Below are 11873 nucleotides of genomic sequence, written 5' to 3' on the forward strand. Positions count from 1 at the left end.
CATGGCAACGTCGACAGGCACTGATCGGCTACTGACGCTGGCCGAGGTCGCCGAGTGGCTCGGCACGGGGGAGCGGTTCCCTCGCCGGTTGATCGCCGAGCGACGTATCCGCTTCGTCAAGGTCGGTCGGCACGTCCGATTCCCGGAGTCGGCTGTTCGCGAGTTCATCGAGGCTTCGACGGTCGAGGTTGTGGACCGTCGCGGGTGGTGCGCCTGATGGCCGGCAAACGCGTGCGTGGATCGTTCCGGCAGTTGCCCTCGGGACGGTGGCAGGTGCGTTACACCGGTCCGGACGGGATCAGGCGGGCGATGAGCGACACGTACCGGATCAAGGCTGACGCCGAGGCTGCATGGTCGGTGCTCGCCGGCCAGATGGTCACCGGCCGCTGGGTCAACCCCGAGCGCGCCCGGATCACCTTCAAGGTCTACGCCGAGCGTTGGGTGTCGGAGCGCGCCGGGCTGTCGCCCCGTACTCGGGAGCTCTACGCCTCGCTGCTGCGGCTGCACGTCGTGCCGTTCATCGGCAAGGTGCAACTGCGACACCTTGGCCCGGAGCAACTCCGACAGTGGCGTCAGGCGCGGTTGGACGGGGGAGTCGGTGGCAGCACTGTGGCCAAGGCGTACCGACTTGTAAGCGCCGTATGCACGACGGCCGTCGACGACGAACTGATGTACCGGAACCCCTGTCGTATCAAGGGTGCCGGGGCGGAGTCGGCGGACGAGCGTCCTGTGCTGACGGTCGCCCAGGTCACTGCCCTGGCCGATGAGATCACGCCGCGCTACCGGCTCCTCGTGCTGCTAGCGGTGTTCGGCTCGCTGCGATGGGGCGAACTGCTGGGGCTCGTTCGGGCGGACATCGACCTGGACTCGATGACCCTTTACGTGCGCCGCTCGGTCTCGGAGGTCGGGGGGCAGCTCGTGGTCAAGGCGCCGAAGTCTGCCGCCGGGCGTCGTGCCGTCGCGCTGCCTGCCGCGTTGCGGGGTGAGATCGTGCGGCACCTCGACGCGTACGCAGAACCGGGGCCGGCCGGCCGAGTCTTCACCGGTGCAAAGGGCGCCACGCCACGGCGGGCCCACTTCGTGTCGATCTGGCGTCAGGCGAAGAAGGCGGCGGGCGTTCCGGAGTCGGTGCACTTCCACGACCTTCGGCACACCGGCAACCATTTCGCGGCGGGTTCCGGGGCGTCGACGCGCGAGCTCATGGCGCGGATGGGGCACGCCAGCATGCGGGCCGCGATCATCTACCAGCACGCGACGGCCAAGCGTGACCGAGCGATCGCTGACGCCATGGACTTGCTGTTCGACGTGCCCAACGACGCGGATTCGGACTCCGAAACCGACCCCGACGCCGAGGAAGAGTCGGCGTGATTGGGCACGGATTGGGCACGTGGGACTCCCTCATACAAGAACCCCGCCGCCGGCCTCGACCCAAAAGGGCCTCTGACCTGCGGCGGGGCTGTGGAGCGAGCGACGGGAATCGAACCCGCGTATCCAGCTTGGGAAGCTGGCGCTCTACCATTGAGCTACGCTCGCACGGGCCGCCGGCAGGTCCCCCCGGGAGGGGTTGCGAGGCGGCACGCGGCGTCAGTGTAGCCGACACCGCGACCACGCAATGACCGCGACCCCAGGGGCCCAACAACCGTCATGGATCTCGCCAAGCAGACCGCCTTCGTCGACCACGTCCGCGAGCGCGGGGGAGGGAGCGCACAGGTCGCCGTGACCCTCGAGCAGTTCTTCGACGGCAACGACTGCGAGTGGTGCATCGCGCCCAACCGTCCAGACGACGTGCCGCTCGAGACGGTGCGCCGCGTCCTCCACGACCTCCGCGCGCACCCCGACGTCCACGACGTGCGTGTCGAGCTCGACGTGCTCGAGTTCGAGGAGTTCCCCGACGACGAATGGCCCTACGCCAGTGGGGTGGCCGTGGTCACGACGCTCCGGCCCGAGGAGGTCGACGCCCTGACCGTCGAGGCGGACACCGAGGCCAGCGGTGGCCCGGCCCACGCGGTCGAATGGCTGGTCGACGCGCCCGGTATCCCCGGCGGGCATCACTACGTCGGCGTCTGGTGGGACTGATGACCGGCGGCCTCGTGGAGGGCCGGCCCGAGCAGGTCACGGATGCGCTCTGCTACCACGGCGAGGGGCCGGTCTGGGCGCCGACGTGGGGCGGGCTGCGCTGGGTCGACCTGCTCGCCGGCGACGTCCTGACGCTCCGCGCCGACCGCACGGTCGAGCGGATGCACGTCGGTGACGTGGCTGCCTTCCTGCGCCCCCGGGCCCAGGGCGGTTGGGTCGTCGCGACGGAGCGGGGGCTGGCGCGCGCGGACGGGCCGGACGGCATACCCACGCCCTGGTTCGACCTCTGGGACGACCCGTCGGTCCGGATGAACGACGGCGGCGTAGACGGCGCGGGCCGGCTGTGGTGCGGGACGATGGGCTACGACCGGGTGCCCGGCACAGCCCGGCTCTATCGCGTCGACGCCACCGGCGACGTCACGGTCGTCGTACCCGACGTGACGATCTCGAACGGTATCGACCTCTCACCCGACCGCAGGCTCGCCTACTACGACGACACCCCGACCGGCAGAACCGACGTCTTCGACGTGGTCGATGGCGAGCTGACGAACCGGCGGCCCTTCGTCGCCCACGCGACCGGCCACCCGGACGGCCTCACGGTCGACAGCGCCGGCAACGTCTGGGTCGCGCTCAACGGAGCCGGCCGCGTCCGCTGCTACTCGCCGGCCGCCGAGCTGCTCGCGGAGGTCACGCTGCCCGTCCGGCTGACGACGGCGTGCACCCTCGGCGGCGAGGACCTGCGCGACCTCTACGTCACGACGTCCCGCGAGAACCTCGATGACCCCGAGCCCGAGGCCGGCGCCGTCTTCCGCGTCCGCGTCGCCGTGCCCGGGCAGGCGGTGCGCGCCTTCGCCGGCTGAACGTCACGACACTGCTCCGCCGGGCGGAGCACTGACGGGGCGGCGGGTTCCGTATGCCGTGTGGCCGGTCAGCCGGACGACGTGATCCCTCCGTCGGGCGAGTAGCCGAACCACCCCACCGACCGGCCGGGCCGCGGCACCCCGCGCGGCGGCATACCCATCGGTGCGCCGAGGGCGCCGAGCGGGTCGTCGCCCGAGCCGACCCCGAGGAGGCTTCGGGTGAGGCGGTGCGTGTCCGAGAGCAGCTCGTCCAGCGCGACGCCGAGGTGGTCGTCGGACGGCGGCTCGTCCGCGAGCGCGGCCGCCAGCACCGCCCGGCGGACGAGCTCCTTCGCGAACGATGCCGTCGTGCCCTCGGCCCGTGCGGCCGCGGCCGAGATGGCCTCGGCCCCGAAGAGGTGCCCACCGTAGAGGCGGAGCAGCTCACGCCGGCCGTCGGCGCCGGGAAGCGGGATCTCGGCAGCGAGGTCGACCCGACCGGGACGCTGCGACAGGGCGATCTCGAGGTCGGCGACGCGGTTCGTCGTGAGGACGAACGCGACATCGGCGTCCGCATCGAGGCCGTCGAGGGCGTCGAGCACCTCGAAGAGCAGCGGCGAGGCCCCCATCCCGAACGACCGGTCCTCGGCGACGAGGTCGCAGTCCTCGAGCACGACGATCGCGGGCTGGTGCGCTCGAGCCACCTTCGCGGCGAGGTGGATGTGCATGAGGGCGTTGCCGCTGAGCAGCACGGCCGTCGTGCCCGGCGAGGCTGACAGCAGGTAGCGGACCGTGTGGGTCTTGCCCGTGCCGGGAGGGCCGTAGAGCAGGACCCCGCGCTTGAGGTGCTGCCCGTGGTTGCGAAGGGCCTCACGCTGCTCGCCCATGCCGATGACGTGGTGCGCGACGCGGTCGAGCACGCCGTCGGGCAGCACGACCGCGGCGGAGTCGACGTGGGGCCGCTCGAGGAACGTCAGGCCCGACATGACCGGGCCGTACGGGTTGCTCGCGAAGGTCACGACCTGGCCGCGGATGACGCTGCGTTCGTCCATCACCTCCTGCACCCGCGCGAGGAACGCGTCGGAGACGTCACGGTCTGCGGCGACGACCTCGATCATGCCGGCTTCGCGCCCGAACTGCAGGTTCACGCCCTGCTGCCGCACGGCGACGGGAACCCCGTCGAACCGGAACAACCGGACGCCGGATGTCACGACCTGCCGCCGGTCCTCCTTGCCCGGTCCGGTCGCCATCCGGTCGTAGTCCACCTGGCCGACCGGCACGCCGTGGCCGTGCCGAAGGTGCACGAGGTCGCCGAGGGTCATGTGGTGACGCGCGTCGCCTGCGATGCCGACGATCCGGGCGTCGGGGTCGGCCCCCGACACCTCCGCCAGCGCGATGTCGGCGTCGACGAGGCGATGCGGCGGCACCGGATGGCCGACGACCGCGAGCAGGTGCGGCTCGGTGCCGAGGTGCTCGGTGAGCACGTCGACGAGCCGCGGACCCGTGCCGCCCCGGTCGGGAAGGTCCTCCAGGAGACGACGCACGACCGTGTGGAAGTCGGCCAGCAGGTCGTCGTCGGGACGCTGCGAGCCGTTCGTCGAGGGGTTCATGAAGAGACGATAGGCGGGCGCGGGCGTCCGCAGGGCAGGAGTGACCGGGCGAAACGTCACGGGCGTTATAGCCTCGACCCGTGCTGCTCTCCGACAAGGACATCCGGGCCGAGATCGCCGCCGAGCGGGTCGTGCTCGACCCGTGGGACCCGCAGATGGTCCAGCCGTCGAGCGTCGACGTCCGGCTGGACAAGTTCTTCCGGCTGTTCGACAACCACAAGTACCCCTACATCGACCCCGCGGCCGAGCAGCCCGACCTCACGCGGCTCGTCGAGGTCGGCCCGGAGGAGGAGGTCTTCGTCCTCCACCCCGGCGAGTTCGTCCTCGGGTCGACGCTGGAGACGGTGACCCTGCCCGCCGACCTCGCCGCGCGCGTCGAGGGCAAGAGCTCCCTCGGCCGCCTCGGCCTGCTGACCCATGCGACGGCCGGTTTCGTCGACCCCGGCTTCTCCGGTCACGTGACGCTCGAGCTGTCCAACGTCGCGACACTTCCGATCATGCTCTACCCAGGCATGAAGATCGGCCAGCTCTGCTTCTTCCGTCTCAGCTCGCCCGCCGAGAGCCCTTACGGCTCAGCGGCATACGGCTCGCACTACCAGGGCCAGCGTGGGCCGACGGCGAGCCGGTCGTTCAAGAACTTCCACCGCACCCAGGTGTGAGCGCCGCGGCACCACCCAGGGGCGGCGGACGATCCGCGATGCCGCTCGCGTCGCTCAGCTGGGATGCGCGCCCCGCGGACGCGACGGTCGTGGCCCTCGTCCTGCACGGCGGCGCCGTCGACGGGCACGAGCCCAACCGCGCCTGGTCGCACAACGTCGCCCGCCTCGTGCCCTTCGCTCGTGCCCTGGCGAGGGTGCCGGGCCCGATCGCCGTGGCCCGCCTGCGGTTCCGCGTCCGGGGCTGGAACGCCGAGGCCCTGCCCGTCGAGGACGCGCGATGGGCGCTGACACAGGTGCGGACGGCATACCCGGGGGTGCCGATCGCGCTCGTCGGGCACTCGATGGGCGGACGGGTCGCGATGTTCACGGGTGACGAGCCCGACGTTCGCCTCGTCGTCGGGCTGGCGCCGTGGGTGGAGTCCCGTGACCCGCGGCCGGGGCCCGGCCGGCGCACGGTTCTCATCCACGGGGACCGCGACATCATCTGCTCGCTCGGGCGCACCCGGCGGGCCGTGGAGCAGATGCAGGCCGACGGGCTCGACGCCTCGCTCGTCCGCATCGCCCGCGGCGACCACGCGATGCTCGTGCGCGCCCGGCTCTGGACGGTACTCGTCACCGACCTCGTCGAGGCGACGTTCGCCAGAGAGCTCGGCGGCTCGGGTGAGCCGCGTTCCGGGCCGGTCGGGGCCGTCGTGGCGCAGATCGTGCACTCCGGCGGCGCCACGATCGACATCTGACCCGACGGCGCATGCCACCGATCTGGTTGCCCTTGAAGGGAACTGGTCGACTGCCGCGGCTGCGCTCCCTCAGGTGGAGCGCAACGGCGCCTCTGCGGCGTACTGCTCGACGATGCCGACGGCCGCCGCCACGGTGGGTGCGAGGTCGTGGTCGTCGGGTTCTCCTGCGAGATCCGCGCACCGGGCCAACAGGTCGGACAGCTCCCCCTCGACACGTCGGCCGCTGATGCCCAGGGCGCGCACCGCCGTGACGAGCTCGAGGGCGATGAGCTGCCGGTAGGTGTCGGCAGCTTCGGCAAGGCGGGCCGTGGACGCGGACGCGTGGCTCGCGCCGTCCTCCACGCCCGCAGACACCGACACCCATTGGATCGAGCGTGGCGCCGACGCCGCTTCTCGGAGCAGGGCCATGGCCGACGCGGCGTCGTACTCCAGGATGAGCAGGCCCGACGAACCCGCCTCCGGTCCGGCGAGGAACCGGGGGAGCCCGCTCGCCGGGTCGGTCAAGAGGTGCGCGATGCGAGAGGCGCCGGTGTGCGCGGAGCCGACGAGGGCGAGCAGGACCGCGTCGACGGCGAGCGCGAGGTACGCCTGGTGAAAGCCGCCGTGGTGCGCGACGGTCGGCGGGTCGTGGTGCAGGACAGCGGGGTTCTCGCTCCCGCTGTTGACGAGTGCCTCGACGACGCGGCGGAGGGCGTCGATCTGGTCGAGCAACGGGCCGTGCACCTGCGGGAAGGTGCGCAGCCCGAAGAAGTCCTGGAGCTGGGCGGGCGCGACGGCGCTGGGGTCCACGAGCCCGCTGACCTTGGCGGCGGCAGTGACGGCGCCGGGGAACGGTGTGACCCTGGCAACGGCCGGCCCGAACGCCTCCGGGTTGCCGCGCAGCGCGACGAAGGAGAGGGCACAGACGGTCATCGCGACGTCAGCGAGCCGGCCGAGCTCCAGGCAGCCGAGTGCGGCCTCGGCGAGCGTGAAGGCGCTGCTCGACATCAGCGGGAGCGCGTCGGCGTCGTCGATGGACACCGGGGACTGCAGCGTCCCATCGTGACGGGGGCGCTCGCCGAGGAGAGTGAGCCCGACCTCCGCCAGCGCCGTGAGGTCGCCGGTGCCGATCGCGCCCCGGCGGTGGACGACGGGAAGGTGTGCGTCGTCGGCTCTCGTCGCCTCCACCAGCGCGCGTAGGAGGGAGCCGCTGGCGCCCGACGTCCCAGCCAGCAGCTGGTTGACGCGGATGGCCAGTGCGCTGCGCACCGTCCCGCACGGGAACGGCTGGCCCCATCCGGCGCCGTGGCTGCGCAGCAGGGCACGCCCGGGCTGCGCCGACGTGCTCGTCTGGTCGCGGTTGGCGCCCACCCCCGACGTCCGGCCGTACACAGGACGCAGTCTGGCCGCCGCCCGGGCCGCGTCAGCCGCCTGCTCCACCGCGGACTCCGCCTCCGGGTCGACGGCGAAGTCCGCCTGCCGGCCCAGCGACTCGACGGCTCCGATCGTCAGATGCTGTCCCGTCAGGGTGATGGTCATGCGCTGGTCCTCGGATCACGGGTTGAGATTTCTCCTGGCACAGGCTGTTGCGCCCTGTCGTCAGTGTGCCAGACTGCCACTGTGCAGCAAAGGCTTGCCGCACAGTGAAATGATTGGACTGCTTCCCACTCGATCGCACGACGAGGTGTCCCCCATGACACGACCAGCACGCTCCACCGCCATACGAACCGCGGGCCACCCGTTGCCGTCCGCCGACCGGGCGCCGGTCTCGGCCGCCGGAGCCGCTGGCACGCGCTCCGTCGAACGGGCGCTCGGCCTCCTCGCACACGTCTGTGAGTCCGCCCCGACCAGCCTGTCGGCCTGCGCCAAGGCCGTCGGTTTGTCGCCGACGACGGCCCTGCGCCTGCTGCGCACGCTCGAGGTGCTCGACTTCGTCAGCCGCGACGAGGGCGGCGACTTCCACCCCGGCTCCCTGTCCTTCCGTTTCGGCGCGCTCGCCCTCGGGCGCAACCAGATGGTCAAGGTTGCCGAGCCTGCCCTTCAGCGCCTCAGCGCACAGTGCGGCGAGTCCGCCTACCTCGCCATCGCGGGACGACCTGACGAGGCCGTGTACATCGCGATGGCCGAAGGGACGTTCTCCATCCGGCACGCCGGCTGGGTCGGACGCACCGTGCCGGTGGCCGGCACGGCCATCGGTGCGGCCCTCCAGGGACGCACCCCGGAATGCGGCTACGTGGTCGTGCGTTCGAAGGTCGAGGACGACGTGACGGCCATCGCCGCCCCGATCGCGTGGATGGGCGGCATCGCGGGCGCCCTGAATGTCGTCGGCCCCTCGTATCGTCTTGACCCAGAACGCACCCGTGACGTCGGAGTTGCCGTCGCAGTGGAGGCTCGAACCATCGCGCGAACCCTGTTCCCGACCCACCACACGAATGAGGTGACGAGCCGATGATCCGGTTCGAGTCAGTGACGAAGGAGTACCCCGACGGCACGATCGCCGTCAACGAGCTCAGCCTGACCGCCCCCACGGGCAAGATCACCGTGCTCGTCGGTCCGTCCGGATGTGGCAAGACCACGTCCCTGCGCATGATCAACCGGATGATCGAGCCCACCGGCGGCCGCATCCTCGTCGACGACCGCGACACCTCCACCATCGACAGCGCCGAGCTGCGCCGGGGCATCGGCTACGTCATCCAGCACGCCGGGCTCTTCCCGCACCGCACCATCGTCGCCAACATCGCCACCGTCCCCCTCCTGCTCGGGTGGGACCGGGCGCAGGCGACGAGCCGGGCCCTGGAGCTGATGGACCGCGTCGGGCTGCCACGCTCGTTCGCCAAGCGATTCCCCTCGCAGCTCTCCGGAGGGCAGCAGCAACGCGTCGGGGTGGCACGCGCACTCGCAGCCGATCCGCCGGTCATGCTCATGGACGAGCCCTTCAGCGCCGTCGACCCGATCGTGCGCGACCAGCTGCAGGACGAGTTCCTGCGGCTGCAGGGCGAGATCGGCAAGACGATCGTCTTCGTCACCCACGACATCGACGAGGCCATCAAGCTCGGTGACCAGGTGGCCGTCCTCCGGGTCGGTGGCACGCTCGCGCAGCTCGCCGCTCCCGAGGAGCTGCTGGCCCGGCCCGTCGACGACTTCGTGGCCGACTTCGTCGGGCGCGACCGCGGCTACCGCACACTGGGATTCCGCAACGCGGCCTTTCCCACCAGGGCCGAGCCCACGACTCGTCTCGGCGCGACCGAGGCAGATGCCAGAGCGGCCACTGGCGACCCGTGGATCCTCGTCCTCGACGACCAGGACCACCCGCTCGGCTGGGTCGAGCGCGAACGCCTCGACGGCCCGGTGACGCGCGAGGCCCTTCATCGTGGCGGCACCGTGGCTCCGACGGACGGATCCCTCAGGCAGGCTCTCGACGCCGCACTGTCGGCGCCGTCCGGCCGCGGCGTCATCGTCGGGCCCGACGGGGTCTTCGTGGGCACGGTGCGCGCCCGAGACCTGATCGAGCCCATCGAGGCGAGCGCCGGCCGTCAGCACGTGGCGACCCCTGAGGGCGTGGGTGTCGTGTCGCAGTCGAAGGCCGACTGATGGACTGGGTCACCTCGCACGTCGACGACGTCTGGGAGCTGCTCGTCACGCACGCCTACCTCGCCGGCGTCCCCCTCCTGGTCGGCCTGCTCATCGCGCTGCCTCTGGGCTGGTTGGCCCGTCGCTTCTCGTGGGCCTACCCACCCCTCATCATCGGCACCGGCCTGCTCTACACGCTGCCCTCGCTGGCGGTCTTCATCCTGCTCCCGGGCATCCTGGGCACGCGGATCCTCGACCCCACCAACGTGCTCGTCGCCATGACGATCTACACGGTGGCGCTGCTGGTCCGCACGGTCGCCGACGGTCTCGGCGCGATCCCCGACGACGTGCGGCTCGCCGCCAACGCCATGGGCTATCGGCCCATCCGGCGGTTGCTCGGGGTCGAGCTGCCGCTGGCCGTTCCCGTGATCTCGGCGGGCCTGCGCGTCGCGGCTGTCAGCAACGTCAGCATCGTCAGCGTCGCTGCCATCATCGGCGTCGCCCAGCTCGGCTCCCTCTTCACCGACGGTTTCAACCGCGACTTCTTCCCGCCGATCATCACCGGCATCGTCGCGTGTGGCGTCCTGTCGCTGCTGTTCGACATCGTCATCGTCGTCGTCACCCGGCTGCTGACGCCCTGGACCCGAGCGAGGGCCGCCTCATGATCAACGACATCATCAGCTGGCTCGGCGACCCGGCCAACCGCGACGACATCGTCCAACGGCTCGGCGAGCACGTCGGCTACGCCCTGCTCGCCACCGGCATCGCCGCCCTCATCGCCATCCCGGCGGGCATGTGGATCGGCCACACGGGTCGCGGCAGGTTCGCGGTCGTCAACATCTCGGGCTTCGCCCGCGCCATACCGACCCTCGGCCTGCTCTACTTCATCGTGCTCTGGCTCGGGCCGAACCTCTCGGGCGACCTCGCCTTCCTCCTGCCGAGCCTCATCGTCCTCATCGTCCTCGCGATCCCACCGATGCTCGCGGGCACGTATGCCGGCATCGACGAGGTGGACCCTGCGGCACGGGATGCCGCCCGCGGGATGGGGATGCGGGGCAGCCAGGTGCTCTTCAAGGTCGAGATCCCGTGTGCGCTCCCGCTGATGTTCTCGGGCCTGCGCTCGGCCCTGCTCCAGGTCGTCGCCACGGCGACCATCGCGGCAACGGCGGGTCTCGGCGGCCTCGGCCGCTTCCTCATCGACGGGCTCTCGGTTCGTGACTACCCGCAGATGGCGGCCGGAGCCGTGCTCGTAGCTGCCCTCGCACTGGCGATCGACCTGGTCGTCGCCGTCATCCAGCGACTCGTCGTCTCACGCGGCATCACCGGCCGTCACCGCACTCGCCGCGACCGCGCTGCGGTGAGATCCACCGAAGACTCCCTCTCGACCACCACCGTCACGGTGGGCACCGTCAACTGATCCCGTCCGGTCAGCGTCCACAGGAAGAAGAAGAGTATGAAGCACAGCAAGGCGATTCTCGTGTCAGTCTCGGCACTGGCTCTGGCCGGTCTCACCGCGTGCGGCTCCAGCGGCGGAGGAAGCCCCCTGGACGCGCCCACCAACGCCGGATCACCGGCGGCGGGCGGCGCGATCGTGGTCGGCTCCGCCAACTTCCCGGAGTCGGAGCTGCTCATGGACATCTACGCCGGGGCTCTGAAGGCCAAGGGCGTGACGGTGGAGACGAAGCCCAACATCGGCAGTCGTGAGACGTACATCCCGGCGCTCCAGGACGGCTCGATCGACCTCGTGCCCGAGTACACCGGAGTCCTCGACCAGTACTTCAACAAGTCTGCCAAGGCGACCGACTCGGAGGCCGTCTACGCAGAGCTCAAGGCGGCCCTCCCCGCGACGCTCATGGTGCTCGACAAGTCTGCCGCCGAGGACAAGGACGCCGTGGTGGTCACGAAGGAGACGGCGGCCAAGTACTCCCTCACGTCGATCGCCGACCTCGCGCCGGTGGCCAAGGACGTCATCCTCGGCGGTCCCCCGGAGTGGAAGACCCGCGAGTCGGGTGTGCCCGGTCTCAAGAAGGTGTACGGCCTGACCTTCAAGGAGTTCAAAGCGCTCGACGCGGGTGGTCCACTGACCGTGCAGGCGCTGAAGAACGGCCAGGTCCAGGCGGCCAACCTCTTCACGACCGACCCGAACATCCCGGCGAACGGCTTCGTGGCGCTCGAGGACCCCAAGTCCTTCTTCGCCGCGCAGAACGTCGTTCCGCTCATCACGAAGTCGAAGGTCAACGACACCATCTCGGCGGCGCTCAATGCGGTGTCCGCGAAGCTCGACACGGCCACCCTGGCGGGCCTGGTCAAGGAGGTCGTCATCGACAAGAAGGACGCCGAGGATGTCGCCGATGCCTTCCTCAAGAAGGTCTCGCTGGGCTGATCGCCAGTGACCTCGCTTCC

13 protein-coding genes and 1 tRNA gene are annotated in these 11873 nt (G+C 70.8%); 11 read left to right on the forward strand and 3 right to left on the reverse strand.

All coding sequences use genetic code 11. The features are described from left to right. Position 1: 1 nt before the first annotated feature. Together ACFQU3_RS22105 and ACFQU3_RS22110 are read left to right on the forward strand one after the other, a co-directional pair. Positions 2-217, forward strand: coding sequence for a helix-turn-helix domain-containing protein (locus ACFQU3_RS22105; RefSeq protein WP_385913835.1), 216 nt, complete (start codon positions 2-4; stop codon positions 215-217). Continuing rightward, complete coding sequence (locus ACFQU3_RS22110) at positions 205-1368, forward strand: tyrosine-type recombinase/integrase (protein ID WP_385913837.1); 1164 nt, start codon at positions 205-207, stop codon at positions 1366-1368. The genes ACFQU3_RS22105 and ACFQU3_RS22110 overlap by 13 nt, the downstream gene beginning before the upstream one ends. Positions 1369-1459: 91 nt before the next feature. Here the strand turns inward: ACFQU3_RS22110 and ACFQU3_RS22115 are convergent. Further along, positions 1460-1533, reverse strand: a tRNA-Gly gene (locus tag ACFQU3_RS22115). A gap of 111 nt (positions 1534-1644) precedes the next feature. Between ACFQU3_RS22115 and ACFQU3_RS22120 the strand changes: the two genes are divergently transcribed. Next, positions 1645-2076: a hypothetical protein gene (locus ACFQU3_RS22120; protein ID WP_385913838.1), complete on the forward strand. Its 432-nt coding sequence runs from the start codon at positions 1645-1647 to the stop codon at positions 2074-2076. Further along, positions 2076-2936 (forward strand): SMP-30/gluconolactonase/LRE family protein, encoded by an 861-nt coding sequence (locus ACFQU3_RS22125; protein WP_385913840.1) that lies wholly within the window; start codon positions 2076-2078, stop codon positions 2934-2936. Before ACFQU3_RS22120 ends, ACFQU3_RS22125 begins: the two co-directional genes overlap by 1 nt. Positions 2937-3004: 68 nt before the next feature. On the opposite strand, the gene ACFQU3_RS22130 is transcribed toward ACFQU3_RS22125, so the two are convergent. Next, the gene (locus ACFQU3_RS22130; protein WP_385913842.1) at positions 3005-4525 is read right to left on the reverse strand and encodes an AAA family ATPase; all 1521 of its coding nucleotides are present in this window, start codon (positions 4523-4525) and stop codon (positions 3005-3007) included. 80 nt (positions 4526-4605) lie between these two features. Here ACFQU3_RS22130 and dcd point away from each other — a divergent pair, with 80 nt between their 5' ends. Together dcd and ACFQU3_RS22140 are read left to right on the forward strand one after the other, a co-directional pair. After that, entirely contained in the window at positions 4606-5184 is a 579-nt protein-coding gene (gene dcd / locus ACFQU3_RS22135) for a dCTP deaminase (RefSeq protein WP_385913844.1), read from the forward strand. 38 nt (positions 5185-5222) lie between these two features. Beyond that, positions 5223-5921, forward strand: a complete 699-nt coding sequence (locus tag ACFQU3_RS22140) for an alpha/beta hydrolase (protein ID WP_385913846.1) — start codon at positions 5223-5225, stop codon at positions 5919-5921. A gap of 69 nt (positions 5922-5990) precedes the next feature. On the opposite strand, the gene ACFQU3_RS22145 is transcribed toward ACFQU3_RS22140, so the two are convergent. Continuing rightward, a complete protein-coding gene (locus tag ACFQU3_RS22145; RefSeq protein ID WP_385913848.1) occupies positions 5991-7439 on the reverse strand; it encodes an aromatic amino acid ammonia-lyase in 1449 nt (482 codons plus the stop codon). A gap of 154 nt (positions 7440-7593) precedes the next feature. On the opposite strand from ACFQU3_RS22145, the gene ACFQU3_RS22150 reads away from it, so the two are divergent. From ACFQU3_RS22150 to ACFQU3_RS22170, 5 genes are read left to right on the forward strand one after another with little or no spacing between them, the layout of a single operon-like run. Further along, positions 7594-8352 (forward strand): IclR family transcriptional regulator, encoded by a 759-nt coding sequence (locus ACFQU3_RS22150; RefSeq protein ID WP_385913850.1) that lies wholly within the window; start codon positions 7594-7596, stop codon positions 8350-8352. Continuing rightward, entirely contained in the window at positions 8349-9491 is a 1143-nt protein-coding gene (locus ACFQU3_RS22155; protein WP_385913852.1) for an ABC transporter ATP-binding protein, read from the forward strand. The genes ACFQU3_RS22150 and ACFQU3_RS22155 overlap by 4 nt, the downstream gene beginning before the upstream one ends. Then, positions 9491-10135, forward strand: a complete 645-nt coding sequence (locus tag ACFQU3_RS22160) for an ABC transporter permease (protein WP_385913854.1) — start codon at positions 9491-9493, stop codon at positions 10133-10135. Before ACFQU3_RS22155 ends, ACFQU3_RS22160 begins: the two co-directional genes overlap by 1 nt. Beyond that, on the forward strand, positions 10132-10887 hold the full coding sequence (locus tag ACFQU3_RS22165; protein ID WP_385913856.1) for an ABC transporter permease: 756 nt from the start codon (positions 10132-10134) through the stop codon (positions 10885-10887). Before ACFQU3_RS22160 ends, ACFQU3_RS22165 begins: the two co-directional genes overlap by 4 nt. A gap of 36 nt (positions 10888-10923) precedes the next feature. Further along, the gene (locus ACFQU3_RS22170; RefSeq protein ID WP_385913857.1) at positions 10924-11853 is read left to right on the forward strand and encodes an ABC transporter substrate-binding protein; all 930 of its coding nucleotides are present in this window, start codon (positions 10924-10926) and stop codon (positions 11851-11853) included. The last annotated feature ends 20 nt before the right edge of the window (positions 11854-11873 follow it).

Origin of the sequence: Terrabacter sp. GCM10028922 (assembly GCF_042666095.1) — a bacterium.
Classification (GTDB): domain Bacteria; phylum Actinomycetota; class Actinomycetes; order Actinomycetales; family Dermatophilaceae; genus Terrabacter.

Bases quoted from the DNA above. Each gene is read 5' to 3' on its own strand.
- ACFQU3_RS22105 (WP_385913835.1), top strand. From the start codon at position 2: ATGGCAACGTCGACAGGCACTGATCGGCTACTGACGCTGGCCGAGGTC.
- ACFQU3_RS22120 (WP_385913838.1), top strand. From the start codon at position 1,645: ATGGATCTCGCCAAGCAGACCGCCTTCGTCGACCACGTCCGCGAGCGC.
- ACFQU3_RS22125 (WP_385913840.1), top strand. From the start codon at position 2,076: ATGACCGGCGGCCTCGTGGAGGGCCGGCCCGAGCAGGTCACGGATGCG.
- ACFQU3_RS22130 (WP_385913842.1), bottom strand. From the start codon at position 4,525: ATGAACCCCTCGACGAACGGCTCGCAGCGTCCCGACGACGACCTGCTG.
- ACFQU3_RS22140 (WP_385913846.1), top strand. From the start codon at position 5,223: ATGCCGCTCGCGTCGCTCAGCTGGGATGCGCGCCCCGCGGACGCGACG.
- ACFQU3_RS22145 (WP_385913848.1), bottom strand. From the start codon at position 7,439: ATGACCATCACCCTGACGGGACAGCATCTGACGATCGGAGCCGTCGAG.
- ACFQU3_RS22150 (WP_385913850.1), top strand. From the start codon at position 7,594: ATGACACGACCAGCACGCTCCACCGCCATACGAACCGCGGGCCACCCG.
- ACFQU3_RS22155 (WP_385913852.1), top strand. From the start codon at position 8,349: ATGATCCGGTTCGAGTCAGTGACGAAGGAGTACCCCGACGGCACGATC.
- ACFQU3_RS22160 (WP_385913854.1), top strand. From the start codon at position 9,491: ATGGACTGGGTCACCTCGCACGTCGACGACGTCTGGGAGCTGCTCGTC.
- ACFQU3_RS22165 (WP_385913856.1), top strand. From the start codon at position 10,132: ATGATCAACGACATCATCAGCTGGCTCGGCGACCCGGCCAACCGCGAC.
- ACFQU3_RS22170 (WP_385913857.1), top strand. From the start codon at position 10,924: ATGAAGCACAGCAAGGCGATTCTCGTGTCAGTCTCGGCACTGGCTCTG.